The sequence below is a fragment of the Nocardia callitridis genome (assembly GCF_039543305.1).
Classification (GTDB): Bacteria; Actinomycetota; Actinomycetes; order Mycobacteriales; family Mycobacteriaceae; genus Nocardia; species Nocardia callitridis.
This window is the reverse complement of the sequence record NZ_BAABJM010000001.1, coordinates 166,384-183,863: the sequence shown is the minus strand read 5'-3', so window position 1 is coordinate 183,863 and position 17,480 is coordinate 166,384. Positions and strand designations below refer to the sequence as shown.

The 17,480-nt window shown below is 68.5% G+C and carries 12 protein-coding genes; 6 read left to right on the top strand and 6 right to left on the bottom strand.

Going from position 1 to position 17,480, the window contains the following annotated elements:
- The first annotated feature begins 1 nt into the window (after nt 1).
- Both uca and atzF read left to right on the top strand, forming a co-directional pair.
- Nucleotides 2–3,637 (top strand): urea carboxylase, encoded by a 3,636-nt coding sequence (gene uca / locus ABEA50_RS00760; RefSeq protein WP_345492992.1) that lies wholly within the window; start codon nt 2–4, stop codon nt 3,635–3,637.
- Nucleotides 3,634–5,346 (top strand): allophanate hydrolase, encoded by a 1,713-nt coding sequence (gene atzF / locus ABEA50_RS00755; RefSeq protein WP_345492991.1) that lies wholly within the window; start codon nt 3,634–3,636, stop codon nt 5,344–5,346. Before uca ends, atzF begins: the two co-directional genes overlap by 4 nt.
- A gap of 260 nt (nt 5,347–5,606) precedes the next feature.
- On the opposite strand, the gene ABEA50_RS00750 is transcribed toward atzF, so the two are convergent.
- The 4 genes from ABEA50_RS00750 to ABEA50_RS00735 are packed head-to-tail and all read right to left on the bottom strand — an operon-like array spanning nt 5,607 to nt 9,079.
- Nucleotides 5,607–6,389, bottom strand: a complete 783-nt coding sequence (locus ABEA50_RS00750; protein WP_345492990.1) for an ABC transporter permease — start codon at nt 6,387–6,389, stop codon at nt 5,607–5,609.
- Nucleotides 6,386–7,309, bottom strand: coding sequence for an ATP-binding cassette domain-containing protein (locus ABEA50_RS00745; RefSeq protein WP_345492989.1), 924 nt, complete (start codon nt 7,307–7,309; stop codon nt 6,386–6,388). Before ABEA50_RS00745 ends, ABEA50_RS00750 begins: the two co-directional genes overlap by 4 nt.
- On the bottom strand, nt 7,306–8,037 hold the full coding sequence (locus ABEA50_RS00740; RefSeq protein WP_345492988.1) for a hypothetical protein: 732 nt from the start codon (nt 8,035–8,037) through the stop codon (nt 7,306–7,308). Before ABEA50_RS00740 ends, ABEA50_RS00745 begins: the two co-directional genes overlap by 4 nt.
- A 7-nt stretch (nt 8,038–8,044) precedes the next feature.
- Entirely contained in the window at nt 8,045–9,079 is a 1,035-nt protein-coding gene (locus ABEA50_RS00735; protein ID WP_345492987.1) for a glutathione S-transferase family protein, read from the bottom strand.
- 51 nt (nt 9,080–9,130) lie between these two features.
- Between ABEA50_RS00735 and ABEA50_RS00730 the strand changes: the two genes are divergently transcribed.
- Both ABEA50_RS00730 and ABEA50_RS00725 read left to right on the top strand, forming a co-directional pair.
- On the top strand, nt 9,131–9,925 hold the full coding sequence (locus ABEA50_RS00730) for an enoyl-CoA hydratase/isomerase family protein (protein ID WP_345492986.1): 795 nt from the start codon (nt 9,131–9,133) through the stop codon (nt 9,923–9,925).
- Between the two features lie 124 nt (nt 9,926–10,049).
- Nucleotides 10,050–11,264 carry a class I adenylate-forming enzyme family protein gene (locus tag ABEA50_RS00725; RefSeq protein WP_345492985.1) on the top strand — a complete coding sequence of 405 codons (1,215 nt, stop codon included), beginning with the start codon at nt 10,050–10,052 and terminating at the stop codon, nt 11,262–11,264.
- A 1-nt stretch (nt 11,265) separates the two neighbouring features.
- Here ABEA50_RS00725 and ABEA50_RS00720 read toward each other — a convergent pair whose 3' ends face one another.
- Nucleotides 11,266–12,012, bottom strand: coding sequence for a tyrosine-protein phosphatase (locus tag ABEA50_RS00720; protein ID WP_345492984.1), 747 nt, complete (start codon nt 12,010–12,012; stop codon nt 11,266–11,268).
- Between the two features lie 448 nt (nt 12,013–12,460).
- Between ABEA50_RS00720 and ABEA50_RS00715 the strand changes: the two genes are divergently transcribed.
- On the top strand, nt 12,461–12,940 hold the full coding sequence (locus ABEA50_RS00715) for a TetR family transcriptional regulator (RefSeq protein WP_345492983.1): 480 nt from the start codon (nt 12,461–12,463) through the stop codon (nt 12,938–12,940).
- 61 nt (nt 12,941–13,001) lie between these two features.
- Nucleotides 13,002–14,180, top strand: coding sequence for an alanine racemase (locus ABEA50_RS00710; RefSeq protein WP_345492982.1), 1,179 nt, complete (start codon nt 13,002–13,004; stop codon nt 14,178–14,180).
- 6 nt (nt 14,181–14,186) lie between these two features.
- Here the strand turns inward: ABEA50_RS00710 and ABEA50_RS00705 are convergent, their stop codons facing one another.
- Nucleotides 14,187–17,453 carry a bifunctional RecB family nuclease/DEAD/DEAH box helicase gene (locus ABEA50_RS00705; RefSeq protein WP_345492981.1) on the bottom strand — a complete coding sequence of 1,089 codons (3,267 nt, stop codon included), beginning with the start codon at nt 17,451–17,453 and terminating at the stop codon, nt 14,187–14,189.
- Nucleotides 17,454–17,480: the final 27 nt, after the last annotated feature.

Below are 17,480 nucleotides of genomic sequence, written 5' to 3'. Positions count from 1 at the left end.
CATGTTCGACACTGTTGAATCACCGACTACCGCAACCACTTCGAGTGCACCGGCTTTCGGCACGGTCTTGATCGCCAATCGCGGCGAGATCGCCGAACGGCTCATCCGTTCCGCACGTGCCATGGGATTGCGCACGGTCGCGGTGTATTCCGAGGCCGACGCGGGCAGCGTGCACACGCGCTCGGCGGATGTCGCTGTCGCGCTCGGCGCCACCAGTCCCGCCGAGAGCTATCTGAACGTCGACAAGATCATCGCCGCGATGCACGAGACCGGTGCCGACGCGGTGCACCCCGGCTACGGATTCCTTTCCGAGAACACCGCTTTCGCCCAGGCCGTGCTCGACAACGGGTTCGTGTTCGTCGGTCCGACGGTCGAGCAGTTGCGCTTGTTCGCCGACAAGCACACCGCGCGGGCGGCGGCCGCGACCGCGGGGGTTGCGCTGCTGCCCGGCAGCGGCCTACTCGCGGACGCCGACCATGCCGCCTCGGCGGCGGCGACCATCGGTTACCCGGTGATCCTCAAGGCCACCTCCGGCGGCGGCGGTATCGGCTTGCGGCCGTGCGTGGACGAAGCCGAACTGCGCGCGGCCTTCGACCGGGTGCGCAGGCTGGCCGAGAGTAATTTCGGTGACGCGGGAGTGTTCGTCGAGCGGTACGTGACGCACGCGCGACACGTCGAGGTGCAGATCTTCGGCGACGGCGCTGGCACGGTGATCAGCGTCGGCGATCGCGATTGCACCGTGCAGCGGCGCAATCAGAAGGTGCTCGAGGAAGCTCCGGCACCGAATCTGCCCGACGCGGTGCGCGCACGCATGCACGCGAGCGCGCGGGCACTGACCGCTTCGGTGTCCTACCGTGGCGCGGGAACGGTCGAATTCGTCTACGACACCGACCGTGCGGAGGTCTCGTTCCTCGAGGTCAATACGCGATTGCAGGTCGAGCATCCGGTGACCGAGGCCGTGACGGGAATCGACCTGGTGGCCTGGATGTTTCGGCTGGCACGCGGCGAGAATGTGCTCGCGGGACTTGGTCCGGAAGGGCCGAGGATCAACGGCCATGCCGTGCAGGCGAGGGTGTACGCCGAAGACCCCGGTCGCGATTTCCAGCCGAGTAGCGGGCTGCTTACGCGAGTCGAATTCCCCAGTGGCCCAAGGGTGGACACGTGGGTGGAGACCGGTCAGCGCGTCGGGACGGCTTATGATCCGATGCTCGCGAAGGTCATCACCCATGCCGACGACCGTGCGAGCGCGTTCGATCGACTGGCCGACGCGTTGGCCGATACGCGCATCGACGGATTGCACACCAATCTCGGTCTGCTGCGGGCACTGTGCGTGGACGAGCGGGTGCGGACCGTGACCCACCACACCGGCACCTGCGCGACCGTCGTCGACCGGACCGCCCGCATCGATGTATTGCGTGCGGGAACGCTGACGACGGTGCAGGATTGGCCCGGGCGCACGGGTTACTGGCAGGTGGGCGTCCCACCATCGGGGCCGATGGACGACCTTTCGTTCCGCCTGGGCAACAGCGCGCTCGGAAATCCCGAGGGCACAACGGGGTTGGAATGCACACTGGAAGGACCGCGCCTGCGGTTCGCGCATCCGGCGACGATCTGTGTCACGGGTGCGGCGGCCACGGTGACGGTGGACGACAACCCGGTGTCGCAGTGGGAACCGGTGACCGTCGGGGCCGGTGCCGTGCTCGATATCGGTATGGCCCTCGGCCCCGGCATGCGCACCTACCTGCTGATACGTGGTGGACTGGCGGTGCCGACGTATCTCGGCAGCGCCGCGACGTTCACCGCTGGTGAGTTCGGCGGCCACGGCGGACGAGCTCTGCGCATCGGCGACACCTTGAACCCCGCCGCGATCGCGGCGGACGCGCCCGCACCACAGCCCGTTTCGGAATCGGTCCGGCCGATATTCGACACCGACTGGCGCATCGAGGTTTCCGAAGGACCGCACGCGGCACCGGAATTCCTCACTCGCGCAGGGCTCGAGCGCTTCTACGGTGCCGAGTGGCGAGTGCACCCGCAGTCGGCGCGCACCGGCGTGCGACTGGCCGGACCGAAGCAGTTGTGGGCGCGTGCGGACGGCGGCGAGGCCGGACTGCATCCGTCGAATGTGCACGACACGGCCTATTCGGTGGGCGCGGTCAACGTCTCCGGTGATACCCCGGTGCTGCTCGGGCCGGATGGTCCGAGCCTCGGCGGATTCGTCTGTCCCGTCACCGTGGTCGCGGGTGCGCGGTGGAAATTGGGGCAGTTGCGTCCCGGCGACACCGTGCGCTTCGTCCCCGTCACCGAACACACGGCCGCGAGCATGCGCCCGCGACGCGGGCCGACGCTGATCACCACCGGCACCGACGGCGACGACGGCGTGCTGGCCAGGATCGACGCCGGTGCCGACACCCCCTCGGTGACCTATCGGCGTAGTGCGCACGACAACCTGCTCGTCGAATACGGCCCCATGACACTCGACCTCGGCCTCCGTCTGCGGGTACACGCGCTGATGCGGGCATTGGAACACCATGCGCCGCAGGGGATTATCGACCTCACCCCGGGCGTGCGTTCGCTCCACCTGCACACCGACCCCGACCGGCTGCCGTTGCGTCGCTTGCTGGATCTGCTCATCGAACTGGAGGAACAACTGCCGCCGACCGCGCAGCTGCGGGTGCCCAGTCGCACGGTGCGACTGCCCATGTCGTTCGATGATCCGAGCATTCACGAGGCGATCGAGCGCTACTGCGCGGGTGTCCGCGACGACGCGCCGTGGAACCCCGACAATATCGAATTCATCAGGCGCATCAACGGACTCGACAGCGTAGACGACGTGCGCGAGATCGTGTTCGACGCCGAATACCTGGTGCTCGGTCTGGGTGACGTGTACCTCGGCGCACCCGCCGCGACGCCGCTGGACCCACGACATCGCCTGGTCACCACCAAATACAGTCCCGCACGCACCTGGACGCCGGAGGCCGGCGTCGGCATCGGCGGCGCCTACCTGTGCGTGTACGGCATGGAGAGTCCCGGCGGGTACCAGCTCATCGGCCGCACCGTGCCGATCTGGTCCGGGTTGCGGCAGTACGGGCCGTTCGATCCCGGCACGCCGTGGTTGCTGCGGTTCTTCGACCGGATCAGCTTCTATCCCGTCGCACCGGACGAACTGCTCGAGCTGCGCGCCGACCTGCTGGCCGGACGCCACGAAATCGCCATCGACGACGGTGAATTCGTGCTCGCCGCGCATGAGCGGATGCTCGCCGAGAACGCGGAATCCATTGCCGCGTTCCGGCACAAGCAGCAGGTGGCGTTCCGCGACGAACGTGCCGCGTGGCAGGCGGCGGGGGAGTTCGACGAACGCCCCGAACCCGAGCCGGTGCGCGCACCCGCCGAACGCGCACTGCCACCGGGTAGCGATCTGGTGCAGGCGCCGCTGTCGGCGACGGTGTGGGCGGTGGATGTGCGACCGGGCGACACCGTCGCGGCGGGCCAACCCCTCGTCCGGCTCGAGGCGATGAAACTGGAGGTCACGGTGCGCGCCCCGGCCGCAGGGGTGGTCACCGACCTGTTCATCGCTCCTGGACAACATCTCGATGCCGGTCACGCCATCGCCGTGATCGCCCACCGAAAGGCAGCATGAGTACCTGCACCGACCGCGTTCGCCTCGCCTACCGACGCCTGCACGCCGCCGATCGGCCCGAAGTATGGATCACCCTCCGTGCCGAAGAGCAATTGCTCGCGCAGGCAAGCGACCTCGATGTTCGGCTCGCGGAAGGCGCGGATCTGCCGCTGGCCGGGCTCGTCTTCGCGGTGAAGGACAATATCGATGTCGCGGGGGTGCCGACTACCGCCGCGTGCCCGTCGTATACGTATTCGCCGACTCGAGACGCCACCGCTGTCGCCCGGCTGCTCGCCGCGGGAGCGCTGTGCCTGGGCAAGACCAACCTCGACCAGTTCGCCACCGGCCTCGTCGGCACCCGCAGTCCCTACGGGGCGGTGCGGCACGCGCATCAGCCGGACAAGATCTCCGGTGGTTCCAGCTCGGGTTCCGCGGTCGCCGTCGCGCTCGGTATCGTCGATTTCGCGCTGGGGACCGATACCGCGGGGTCGGGTCGGGTGCCCGCCGCATTGCACGGAATCATCGGCCTCAAGCCGACTCTCGGCCTGGTGCCGAACACCGGTGTGGTGCCCGCCGCGCGCTCCTTCGACTGTGTCACCGTGTTCGCGGACACGCTGGGTATCGCGCAGCAGGCATTGCGCGTGATGACCGGGCCCGACCCCGACGATGCGGGAAGTCGGGTGTGGCCGAGCACCACTCGGTACGCGGCCGCGAATCCGCTGCGGATCGCCGTACCCGATCGGCCGGGACTCGCTTCGCTCACCGAGGCGGCGCGCGGGGCCTTCGACGCGACGGTGGAGCGGTTGCGCGACGGAGGCGCCGAGATCACTGTCCTCGATATCGCGCCGCTGCTCGAGGCGGCGAAACTGCTGTACGACGGCGCGCTCGTCGCCGAACGATATGCCGCCGTCGGCGAATTCCTCGACACCGAACCCGAGGACGCCGATCCCACCGTCGCGGGAATCATCCTGGGCGCCCGCGAGATTCCCGCTCATCGGCTCGCTGCCGACTTCGCACGCCTCGACCGATACCGGGCCACGGCCGCGGCACTGCTCGACGGTCACGACGCACTACTGACACCGACCACAACCGGGCATCCGAGCATCGCCGAGGTCGCCGCCGATCCCGTCGGGGTGAATTCCCGCCTCGGCGTGTACACGAATTTCGTGAACCTGCTCGACCTCGCCGCGGTCGCCGTGCCCGCGGGCAGCGCGGACGGCAGCCCGTTCGGCGTCAGCGTCGTCACCCGGGCGTTCGACGATCAGATCGGCCTCGACATCGCCGCGACGATCGTCGGCGAATTGCTCGAATCCCCGTACCCCGGAGACGGAGTCGACCTGCTCGTTTTCGGCGCCCACCTGCGCGGTCAACCCCTCAACCACCAGCTCACCGCCCTCGGCGCGCGCTACCGTGACACGGTGCGTACCCTCCCGGAATACCGCATGGTGGCCCTACCCACCCGTCCTGCCAAACCGGGGATCATCCGTGACACGGTGCGCGGCGCCGCACTCACCGCCGAGCGATGGACGCTGTCGACCGCCGCACTCGGCACTTTCCTCGCCGCACTACCCGCGCCAATGGCTCTGGGCCGCATCGGAATCGACACCGGCGAAACTGTCATCGGCTTCCACTGCGACCCCGACACCGCCGCCACCGGCACCGACATCACCCACCTCGGCGCGTGGACGCGATACCTGGAAGGAGGTGCGGCACTGCCGGTGTCACGGTGACTGTCGGTCAGGTGCGTCGGTCTAGTGGGTCGCGCTGACCGAACACCAGACACGTCGGTCCTCGTCGTCGAACGATTGTGGCCGCCGCCGATTCAGTGCGGAGGCGCCGCCGAGTGCAGGGCAGTACGGGTGCGGTCACCTTGGCCACCACGCGCAACGGCAGTGCACGCGAAGGATGCTCGACAGAGCACGCTCGTGGGTGTATCCCGATTTGTGCGGCGGTGGCTCGGCCAGCGTCGCTCGAACACGCGATGCGGCGCTCAGAGATCGCGGGTGCGCAGGCTCCACCAGCCCGCGCAGCCGATGGCGGCCGTCCACAGCAGTAGGACCACGATGGCGGCGGGGGTGGGGGCCAGGAAGCCGCTGTCGGGGAAGGAGCCGACGGCGACAGTACTGATGGTGGCGGTGCCGGGGAACATGGCGAGCAGGCCGCCCATGCCCATCCCGTCGGCCACCAACCACAGCAGCGGCTCGATGAGGATCAGCCACACGGCGATCAGCCAGAGTGCCTGGGTGGCCGAACGCAGCAGCAAACCGAGGCCGACGCCGATAACCGACCAGCACACCGCCGCCAGCAGTCCGCCGCCGAGTGCGGCGAACAATTGAAGGCCGAAATCGGCCTTGTCCCTGCCGAATACGAGCAGGCTCAGCACCGCGAACACTTCGGCGGCGAACGCCGTCGCCAGCGCGAAACCGCCGGTTACCAGGAATTTGGCGGCGACGAGGCGGTCGCGGTCGGCACTGAACAGCGCGGTGGTCGAGATGGTCTGATAGCGGTACTCCGACACGGCGGCCACGACACCGAACACGGCGGCGGTGACGATCACCGCGAGCAGTCCGAGATAGAGCCCGATCGTCGCGGCGCCGGTGGCGGGCTCGCCCTTCGGGTCGGCCGGACCCGAGAGCAACGCGGTCACCGCGGTCGCGACCAGGGTGATACCGAGCAGCGCCGCGGCCACCGTTCGGTGCGGTGTCACGGTGGTGACCTTGCGGACCTCGGAGTCGATGGGCGCGAGCAGATCGGGGGGCAGGGTGAGGTTCATCGTGGAATCCCGTACGGCATCGGTGGACTGGCGACTCGGGTGGGTTTGGTGAGCGAGGCGAGCACCCGGTCGGGGTGGATCGGGTCGGGGATGATGCTCTCGATCCGCACCCGCGCCGAGTCGGCGGCCGCCTTGATCTGTGCCTCGTTCGCCTCGGCGATCGCAAGGCGACCGTCGGGCCGGATGACGGAGTCGGTGTAACCCTCGGCGGCCAAACCCGTCGCGAGCGCCACCGGGGTGGAGGCGGCGACCACCAGGCGGTCGGGATGACCACGACGCAGCCTGGTCGCACTGCCCTCGTAGGCCACCCCGCCCTCGTGTACGACAACGATGTGCTCGGCGGCGGGCAATACCGCGGCGAGGCTCTCGGCGGTCAGCAGGGCGCTGCCGCCGCGCCGCGCGTGCTTGCGCAGAAAGTCTTGCAGCCAACCGTGTTCGGTGTGATCGAGTCCGGCCATGGGGTCGTCGAGGACCAGGACCTTCGGATCGGCCAACAGTGCGGTCGCCAGCGCCAGGCGAGTCCGCTGGCCCGAGGACATGGCGTCGGGTTTGATCTCGGTGTCTTCGTCGAGTCCGACGAGACCGAGTACTTCCCATACCCGCCGCGGTGGCACGCGCAGCGCCGCCGCGTACACCGACAGGTGCGCGCGGGCGCCACGGCGCGGATGCAAGCCGCGTGGCGTGAGCACGGCGCCGACATCGCGCGGGGACTCGCGGCGACCGGTCACGGTGCCGGAGCTGGCTTCCACCAACCCGAGCAGCACGCGCAGGATCGTCGTCTTACCGGCGCCGCGCGGTCCGACGAGCGCGGTGACGGTACCCGAGGGCGCCGTGAAATCCACCCCTTCGACCGCGGTGACCAGGTCGTAGCGCTTCGTCAACCCGCGCACGGCGAACGCGGGCGGTTGTTCGGCGGTCACGGGGTGTTCTCCGGGGGTTGTGGCATGCCGGATTCGATGACGTCGAACGGTTCGGCATCGATGATCACCCGGTGGGCGGCGGCCCAGTCCCGTGGTGGCGGCCCGAACGCTTCGCGCGCGTTCTTGATCGTGGTCTTGCCGAGCGAACGGTTACCGGCGCCGCCGATCACGGCGCCGATCCCCGCCGGAAGCACCTTGCCCGCCATCAGCGCGGCACGTTTGGTGATGAACCGCACGATGAACCGCTTGAGTAGCGAATCGTTCATGCTGGCCAGGCCGGGCAGCTTCTGGCCGAAGACCGTGCCCCAGTTCTGCGCCGAGGCGCCGACGCTCTTCTGCACGATCTGCATGCCGCTCTCGCCGAGCACTACCGCCAACACCATCGCCCTGCGTTGTGCCTGGTCTTCCGGTGCGATCCCGTGCACGGCCGCGACCGCGAGGGTGAGCACCGCGGAGGCTTCCATGAAGAACGTGGTCTCCGCGCTCACCGCGGCCAGCGCGGTGATGGTGCCGACCCCCGGCACGGCTGCCGCGGCGCCGACCGCGCTTCCGCTGCCGGTGACGGTGAGCAGGTACTGCCGCTCCAGCCGCTCGATGATCTGCGCAGGGCTTTCCTCCGGGTGCGAGCGTCGCAGCCGGTCAACGTATTTGGCGACCGCGGGCGCCTGCATCCGTGAACCGGTATCGAGCGCTTGGACCACGGCTTTCTCGACCGCGCCTTCGAACATGTGGCGATTACTCCTGTTCGGCGTCTGTGGGGACCGGAGGTACCTGTTCGGCCGGTACGGGCGGCGGCGGTGGGGTGCCGTCGCCGAACGGCCTTCCGCCCAGTTTCGCCCTGTCGTGCGGGGTGAGCCAGTTCGCCAGGTCAGGGCCCTTGGGGATGACCCCGGTGGGGTTGATGTCGCGGTGCACGGCGTAATAGTGCGTCTTGATCTGGCCGAAATCGATGGTGTCGCCGAATCCCGGCGTTTGGAACAGGTCCCGCGCGTAGTCCCACAGCACCGGCATCTCGGCGAGCTTGCTGCGATTGCACTTGAAGTGACCGTGGTACACCGGATCGAATCGTGCCAGCGTGGTGAACAGTCGTACGTCGGCTTCGGTGATCGTGTCACCCACCAGATAGCGCTGCGTCGAGAGGCGATCGGTCAGCCAGTCCAGTGCGCGGAAGAGCCGATCGTATGCGGCGTCGTACGCCTCCTGTGATCCGGCGAAACCGCAGCGGTACACACCGTTGTTCACCTCGTGGAACACCTGCTCGTCGACCTTGTCGATCTCCGCGCGCAGCGGTTCTGGATACAGCTGTGGAGCGCCTGGCCGATGGAATTCGACCCATTCGGTGGAGAAATCGAGGGTGATCCGCGCGTAGTCGTTGGTCACCACCTGCCCGGTGGGCACGTCGACGATCGCGGGCACGGTGATGCCGCGCGGGTATTCGGGGAATCGAGCCAGGTAGGCGTCGCGCAGTCGCGGGATACCGAGGACGGGGTCCACCCCGCCGGGGTCGAGATCGAAGGTCCAGCTCAGTTTGTCGTGGGTCGGCCCGCACAACCCGAGCGAGAGCGCGTCCTCCAGACCGAGCAGTCGTCGCACGATCAGCGTCCGGTTGGCCCACGGGCAGGCACGCGCGGCGACCAGGCGATAACGCCCCGCCTCGACCGGGTAGCCATCGCGACCGTCTCGGGTGATTCTGGTCGTGATGTAGTTGGTGTCGCGTTTGAATTCGCCGGGTTCGACGTAGGAACCGTTCTCTGCATCCGACTCGGTCACTCGCACAGTCTTGCAGATTGACGGCGCCGGACGACGCCTTAGTCTGACCGCATGAGTGAAACGAAGGCGACCCGCCTGGAACGCGAAATCACCGAGGGTGGCGCCGAGCTAGCGGTACTCACCCTCGCCAACCCGCCGCTGAACCTGTTCGACCAGGCCATGCTCGCGGGTCTGATCTCCGATATCGCGGAACTGTCGGCGCAGCCTCCGCGCGCGGTGTTGCTGCGCGCGGAGGGCAAGGTGGTTTCCGGTGGCGTCGATGTGCACGTGTTCGACGGTCGCTCGGTCGAGCAGGGCGCCGAGCTGTGGCGCACGCTGTTCGCGCAGATCATTCATCCGCTGGAGGCGCTGCCGTGCCCGGTGGTGTTCGCCGCGCACGGGTTGACGCTCACCGCGGCCTTCGAGATCGCGCTGGCCTGTGATCTGATCCTCGCCGCGCCGAAGGCGAAGTTCGGACTGGTGGAGACGGTGGTCGGGTTGACGCCGTCGATGGGTGGCCCGCAGCGGCTGGCCGAGCGCGCCGGCTCGGGCCGGGCGCGGGAATTCGTGATGACCGGCGACCTGTACGACGCCGCGACACTGGAACGCTGGGGCGTGGTGAACGCGCTGCACGACGATGTCGACACGGCGGCACGGGAATTGGCGGTGCGGTTGGCCAACGGGCCCACGTTGGCGCACGCCGCGACCAAACGGATCATCGGGGGATGGCGTTCCGGTGGTGTGGCACATGCGGATTCGCTGACACCCGAGGTATCGGGTGCGCTGTTCGAGACCGAGGACCTGCGCGGCGCGGTGCGGAGTTTTCTCGAGGTCGGCCCGGGCAAGGCCACCTACACCGGGCGCTGAGCGGTCACGGGATGCGGACGAATCGAGTTCGATCCGGGTCGAGTTGGTGCGACTGACCCAAATTTTGTGATGTGCGTCATATAGTCGGGCAAGGCCCGGCTGTCGAAAGGCGTGCGGAGGAACGATGTCGCGGTTGTTGATCGAGTACCCGATGCACCGTCCACGGGCCCGCACGGCATCGATGGAGCGCGGCGCCGACGGCGTGCTGCGCTACGGGGACCTGACTCCCGCGCTCACCGAACTACTCGACCTTCGCGTGCACAGCTTTGCCACGCGTGAGGCGGTGGTGGAGGTCGGCGGACCTCGGCTTACCTATCGCCAACTGTGGCATTCCGCCTCGCGCATCGCGGGCGGTTTGCGCGAGCGCGGGATCGGTTACGGCGACCGGGTCGCGGTGCGGATGCCCTCGGGTGCGCGGTGGGTGCGCGCGTTTCTCGGCGCCTTGCTCAGCGGTGCGGTCCCCGTGCTCGTGAACGACGGGTTGCCCGACGACGTGGCCGAGCGGGTCCTCGCCGACAGTGACACCGATTTCGTGCTCGGCTGCGGCGGCGAACCCGAGTTCCCCGACGGTCCCGCCTTCATCGATGACGGTGCGGCACTGGGGGAGTTGGCGTTGCTGTGTTACACGCGCGGTCCTGCGCCGCGGGGTGTCGAGCTCACCAACGAGAACCTGTTGTCGGCGATCAGCGCGATGGTGTCGGCGGCGGAGTTGCCCACCGACGGGTTGCGCAATCTGGTGCTCGGCCCGCTCGCGCATGCCAGCGGCTGTGTCGAGCAATTGCTGTCGACGTTCGCGGTGGGTGGCACCGTCGTCCTGGCGGGGGACGCGGGTGAGTTCGCCGAGGCGCTCAGGTCCGAGCGCATCGACACGGTGTCGGGCACCCGGCACAGCTACGTCGGATTGTTGCCGGAGCTGGCGACCTTTCGTGCCGAGGGTTTGCGCACCGACGGGGTGCGGCGGATCAGCACGGCCGCCGAGCGCGCCGGTGGCATGCCGGGGGAGGTCGTCGCGGAGTTGGCGGAGTTGTTTCCCTCGGCACGGCAGTGGTCGGTGTGGGGTGCGACCGAGACCGCCGGTGTCGGTCTCGCGGTCGATCACACGGCGGGTGCGGCCGACGAGATCGGTGCGGTGCTCGGATTCGCTTTCGGCGGCACGGAATTGGCGTTGTCCGGGCCGCTGGCGGAGTCGGGGCACGGCGAGTTGCTGTGTCGTGGTCCGAGCGTCATGTCGCGCTATTGGAACGATCCGAAGGGTACGCGGGCCCGGTTCACCGGGTGCTGGTTCCACACGGGCGACCAGGTGAGCATCGACGCCGACGGCTTGGTGCGGCGCGAATAGCTCACTCCACCAGGCGTTCTCGCAGTCGCGCGCGCAGTTCGCCGGTGAGGCCGACGGCGCCGAGGTAACCGTCGAGGTCGCCGTACTGCGCGGTCATCGCGGCGGCCGCGGCCTCGAGGTATTCCTCGCGGACGCCGAGCAGGTCGACCGAGATCTCTTCGCCGTTCAGCAGTTTCGAGGTCATCGCGCTGCGCAGCGCGGGGACGGCGCCATTGCTGGCGAGGTAGTCGGCGAGGATTTCGCTTTCGAGGACATCGACGGCCCGCAGCACCGTGGCGACGGCCCATCCGGTGCGGTCCTTGCCCGCCGCGCAGTGCACGAGGACAGCGCCGTCGCCGCGAACCAGGGATTCGGTGATGGCGAGGATGGCCGCGTGTGCCTCGGGGCGCAGCGGGAACATCCGATACACCTCGAGCATGTGCCGGTAGGCGGCATCGGTGCTGAATTCGTGCGGCGGTGCGGCACCCATGCCGTAATCGAACGGCGTGACCGCGACGCGGACCCCTTCGGGCGCGTTGTCGGCGCCCATGTGTTCGATCTCGGGGTGGCCGCGCAGGTCGTGCACGTCGCTGACGCCGAGTTCGCGCAAACCCACCTGGCCAGCCTCGTCGAGGTTGACGAGGCTGGCCGAGCGCAGCAGCAGGCCCGGCTTGATCTTCCCGCCGTCGGCGGTGCGTAGCCCACCGAGATCGCGGAAGTTGAACGTTCCGGAGAGGAAGTACTGATCGGCGGGCGGCGAAAGAGTCACCGTCTCAGGCTAACTGTCCACCGGTAGCGGGGGGTGTCGTGTGTGGTACTCGCACTCGACGACGAGGTGACCGTTCGGGCGGTCGACGGGTCCCGTCGCTTGTGTGATCAGACACACGGTTGCCGTTTGCCCGGGATATGACCCTAGAGTAAGAAGCGGTGTGCCTACCGGCGGATGGGTAGCGAGATTTGCCCTGGGCGAGGTGTTTTCCGTCCGGATTCCGTCGTGCTTGTCCGGTTGTCGGCGAGTACGGGAGGGTACTGCCGGGGGATGAAAACATTCTTTCAGTCTGTAAATACCCACTGATCCTGTTCTCAAACCCCGAAATGCCTCTACCATTGATGAATGTTGGACCGGGCGTCCTGGGGATTTCCCGAGATCGCCCGCCCAGTTCAGCGAATCGGGCCGCCGATGGTTGCACGAGATGTTTCGCCGAGGGAGTTCGCTGTTGAGCACACGAGGAGACATAGCAGAGGTCAGGCTGCGGCCGACCATCTGTGAGGCGGTCGAGAAAGCGGCGGCCTCGCTCGATGACAGCGGCGTCCGCGCTCTGCGGGTGCTGCTGCATTCCGGCGTGAGTGTGTACTGGCCGATGATCAAGGCTGCCCCGACCAAGCAGATCAGGGCCTACGAGCGCACCGTGCGCAAGCTGTGTGAGCGGTGGGAGGCGTCCGCGGACGCCGTGGCCGAACCCGTGAACGACGACCCCTATCGGCACGCGGACGACGTGGTCGTCTACTTTTTGGAGCTGTGTGCCGAGCGTTCGGGCACCAAGTGGCTGGAGCCGGTCGACGCCATCGGCGCCTATGTCGTCTCGGTGTTGCAGGGTGTCGTGCTGCGGTGGCTGGCCGACGATGACGACGAAGCCATGCTCGTCGTGCTCGATGATCTGGTCACCAGCGTTTCGGCCAGGGCTGTCGCCGCCTGACCCGCTGGCGCGGCGCGGCCATTGCTGGACGCTCGACCAATTTGGTGGTTGAGTTGTCCTGGTGACCGAGACTTCGCCGATCCCGGACCTGCACGCCGCCACCGCCGAACTCGACCCGCCCCTGGCGGCGCTCGACCTGCGCGCGCTGCGCGCCAACGCCGCCGACCTGGTCCGCCGCGCTCACGGAGTCCCGATTCGGGTCGCGAGCAAGTCCGTGCGCTGCCGAGGCGTGCTCGAAGAAGTGCTCGGCAGCGACCTCACCGGCAAAGACGGCTTCCAGGGCATCATGAGTTACTCGCTGCCCGAGGCTATTTGGCTGGTTCGGCGCGGCGCTCGCGACGTACTGCTCGGCTATCCGACCGTGCATCGTGCGGCACTGGCCGAATTGGCCGCCGACGAGACCCTGCGGTCATCGATCACGCTGATGGTCGATGACGTCGACCAGCTGAGCCTGATCCGCGCCGCCCTCGGTACCGACAGCGTCCGCCCTCGGGTGTGTCTCGACGTCGACGCCTCGTTGCGCATCGGGCCGCTGCACCTCGGTGTGCGGCGCTCGCCGGTGCGCACCCCCGAACAGGCCGAGGCACTGGCCACCGAAGCCGCGCGGCGCGGCTTCGAGGTGGTCGGCGTGATGACCTACGAAGCGCAGATCGCGGGACTCTCGGATGCCAGCCCGGCCGTGCGGCTGGTGAAGCGGGCCTCGGCCGCGGAGATCGGCCGACGCAGAGGACACGTGCTGGATGCCGTCGTTTCGGCGGTCGGCGAATTGCGGATCGTCAACAGCGGCGGCACCGGTTCGATCGAGGTCAGCGTCACCGATCCCAGGGTCACCGAGGTGACGGCCGGGTCGGGGCTGTACGTGCCGACCCTGTTCGACGACTACCGCGCCTTCGTCGCCCGGCCCGCGTTGTACTTCGCCACACCGGTGCTGCGTCGCCCCAAGTCCTCGATCGCGACGGTCTTCGCCGGAGGCTACATCGCCTCCGGTCCGCCAGGGCAGTCTCGGGTGCCGAAGCCGGTGTGGCCCAGCGGATTAGGTCTGCTCGGCACCGAAAGCGCCGGTGAGGTGCAGACCCCGCTGTCGAAGGCCGAGAGCCTGCGCATCGGCGATCGGGTGTGGTTTCGGCACGCCAAGGCGGGGGAGTTGTGCGAGCGCTTCGACCGCCTGCACCTCGTCGACGCCGATGGCAGCCGCACCGAGGTACCGACCTATCGCGGCGAAGGAAAGAACTTCGGCTGAGTCGGGCTAGGCGTCCGGACTCGCCTCCAACCGCAAGAACTCGGCGAGGCCGGTCAATTCCGCCGGATCGGTGGGCAGATACTCGGTGAGCAAAGGCGACCGAATGATGATCACCTTCCACATCGCCCGGCACAGCGCGGCATGAATCAGCGTGCGCGACAACAACAACGGCATCCCGTACGGCGCGTCCGCCGGACTCGACGTGGTCATCGACAGCACCACCACCGCCGCTTCCCTGCCTCGGAACCGATCCGGGGTGCCGACCAGCACGTCCTCGATGCGCGCACGAGCCAACAGCGTGCGAATGCGCGCCACCTGCGCGGAATACGGTGCCACCACGAAGATGTCGTGCGGGTGCAGCCGTCGCGTGCTGGCGCCGACAGTCCAGTCCATGCCGAGCAGCGCACGCACCCGACGCACCACTTCCCGTGCCTCGTCGACGGATTCGATGGTGCTGCCGTGATGGGCGACCGCCACCGTCTGCACGCCGGGCGCCTCGTCATCGAGATGCCTGGCCAGGGTGAGCGCCTCGTTGGCACGTAAACGGTTGTCGTAGTACAGCTGCGACACCGGCGCGCAGACCCGAGGGTGCATGCGCCAGGTGCGATCGAGGAAGTATCCGCGCTCGGCGGGCACCGTCCTGCGCGCACCGGTCAGCCAGCCGAGCACGGACGCACCGACCGGCTCCGGGTGCGCGCCGAGCGGATGTGCCGGGGCGGGATCACCGAGCACCAGCAGATTTCGCGCACTCACCCCCACCGCGACGGTGTCGGCCAGCGAGAACCGGCCCGCGTCGGCGATCACCAGCAGATCGAGCCGCCCGCGCGCCACCTGGCTCTCGTTCGCGAAATCCGTCGGCATCCCACCGAGTACGCAGCCGCTGATCGCATTGTCCAGGAAGCGTTCGTATTTCGACCTGTCGATCACCACCCACTCGCGCGCGACCGCCTCGGCGTCCTTCTTGGCGACCAGCTCCGGCAAAACGCCAGCGCCGACCACCGTCTCCAGAATCCGCTCGACGGTCGAAGGTGCGTGCGCCACCACACCGATACGCCACCGGTGCCTGGTGACCATGCCCTCGAGCACCCGCGCGATGGTACGGATCTTCCCGGTACCCGACGGCCCGTGCACCGCGACATAGGAATCGTCCAACCCGCGCAGCGCCGCCGTGATCGCGGCCGCGTGATCACCGTGCACCCCCGGCAGTGCCCCGCCATCGCGCAGTCGAGGCCGACGACGCGCCAGAATGTCGAAGACCGCGGTCGCGGGCAGCTCCGGCAACGTCGCCAACAGTTGACCCGCGGCGAATTCGACCGCGCCGCGCACATTGTCGTCGTCCTCGGGCAAGCCGGGCGCGAGCGCGGTCGGCAGCTCGTCGTAGGGGTCGCAGCCGTCGGGTAGCAGCTCCTCGATCCGCACCACGTCATCGAATTCGGCGCCGACCGAACAGCTGAGCACCGTGGCCACAGAGGTCGCCTTGCGTCCCACCTCGGTCACCATGCCCGCTGACGGCGGGCGATCGTAGAAGGTGTAAACGGTGGTTCCCGGTGCGAGCGCCGCGCTCGCCGACCCGACACTGCCCGCCGCGTTCCAGCTGGAACCGAGCCTGCCGGTGAGGGTGACGTAGCGCCGCATGGTCGGACGGTCGGGGCTGCGATGCCATTTGGTGTCGACGCTGCCCCAATCCGCGACCAGCACACCCGGCGCATCGGACCATTCGTCCACCGGGTGATTGAGCCGCTCGGCGTAGGCCCACCACAGCGGCCTGCGTTCGCGCCGGTGATAGCCGAGTGCGGCGGCCAACACCGCCGCGACCGGGTGCCGATCGTCGCGGGCGTCGGCGTACTCGGTGAGCGCGGCCTCGAACGACGAAGGGCGCGAAGCCGACAGTGGCTCGCGGGGATCCGCGTCCGGCGGCGCACACCAGGAACCCGACGGCCGGTTACTCGGCCGCGGCGCGATGCGATGTTCCGCGCCGCGCCGCGCCAACCAATCGCGCACGCGCAGCACGGTGCGGCATTCCTGCTCGGCCCGCGGCGCCCGGTCGGGAAGTAGTCGGCGCACACCGTCGAGGTCGTAGGAGCGCGCACCGATCAGCACCGCGGCACGCACGATCGGATACAGGTCGACGAGGGCGCCGTCGCACAGCAACTCGTCCACCAACTCCTCACCGAGGCCGTAGCGGCCGGTGCCGTGCAGCAGCGCCGTGCGCACCGCGCCGCCATAGTGGTAGATGTGCGCGTCGGGGTGATCGCGCCGATGCCGGGCGATCAGCTCGAGCACGCGGCGCAGGGCCTCGCGCGCCGCGTCGTGATCGTTGTCGGTAGTGCGCACCGACAGCAGCACGGTGTCGTCGGGGCCGGCGACCTCGATGGTCAACGGCGCGCGTCCACCACCTTCGATGCTCAACGAGAGGTCGCCGTGCGAGGGCGTCGGCACCGCGCCCAGCGCGGTCGGGTCGACGAGTTGGTAGGTGATTTGCCCGGAATCCTCGTGGCGCAGCTGGATTTCGGCCTGCTTGCGCAGCGTGGCGACCGTGCGCGAGGGTATCGCGCGCACCGGGCCCTCGGTGGCGGCCAAGCGGTCGATGGTGTGCACACCCGCCTCGCGCAGCCGCGCCCTGATCGGCGTCGGCATTCCGGCGACCAACAGCAGGTCGCGGGCCGCCGAGGAGGCGTAAACGCAGGTCGGACAACGCCCGCACGCCAGGTAACGGGGATCGCCCCACTGCACCGGCAGCAGTTCGACGATCTTCTCGTCCAGAATGTGTTCCACCCGGCGCCTGCGCACGCGAAACACCGGGATCAGTTCGTGCATCGGGTATTCGGTGATCGCCGCGCCGAAGCGCACCTTCGCCATGGGATCGATGAGTGCGTCACCCGCCGAAACCGCGGACGCGGCGCAGGCGGCGAGTTCCAGCGCGGTACCGAGCCGGTCGGGTCGAGTGGCCGCGGTCCCGTGCACGGCGTACCGGAGGCGATGCTCGGCGCGCACCATCGCCACACAGTCGCTGTGGAATTCACCGTCGAAGAAAGTGGCGTTCTCGATCACCGGCTCGCCGGCGCGCAGTGCCGCCACCGTTCGCTCGTGCGCGGCACGCAACGCATCGACCCGCCTGTCCGGATCGAGCACGCTATCCGGTGCCGCCTCGGCGTCGATGGTGTGCGGCTCTACGGTGCCGATCTGCGTGTCGAGGGCGCGCAGCAGCGCGAATTCGCACCGCGCGCCACGCAACAGGTCGGCGGCGGAGCAGACGACACGATCACCGAACACGAACAAGCGCGGCCCTCCTGTGCGTCC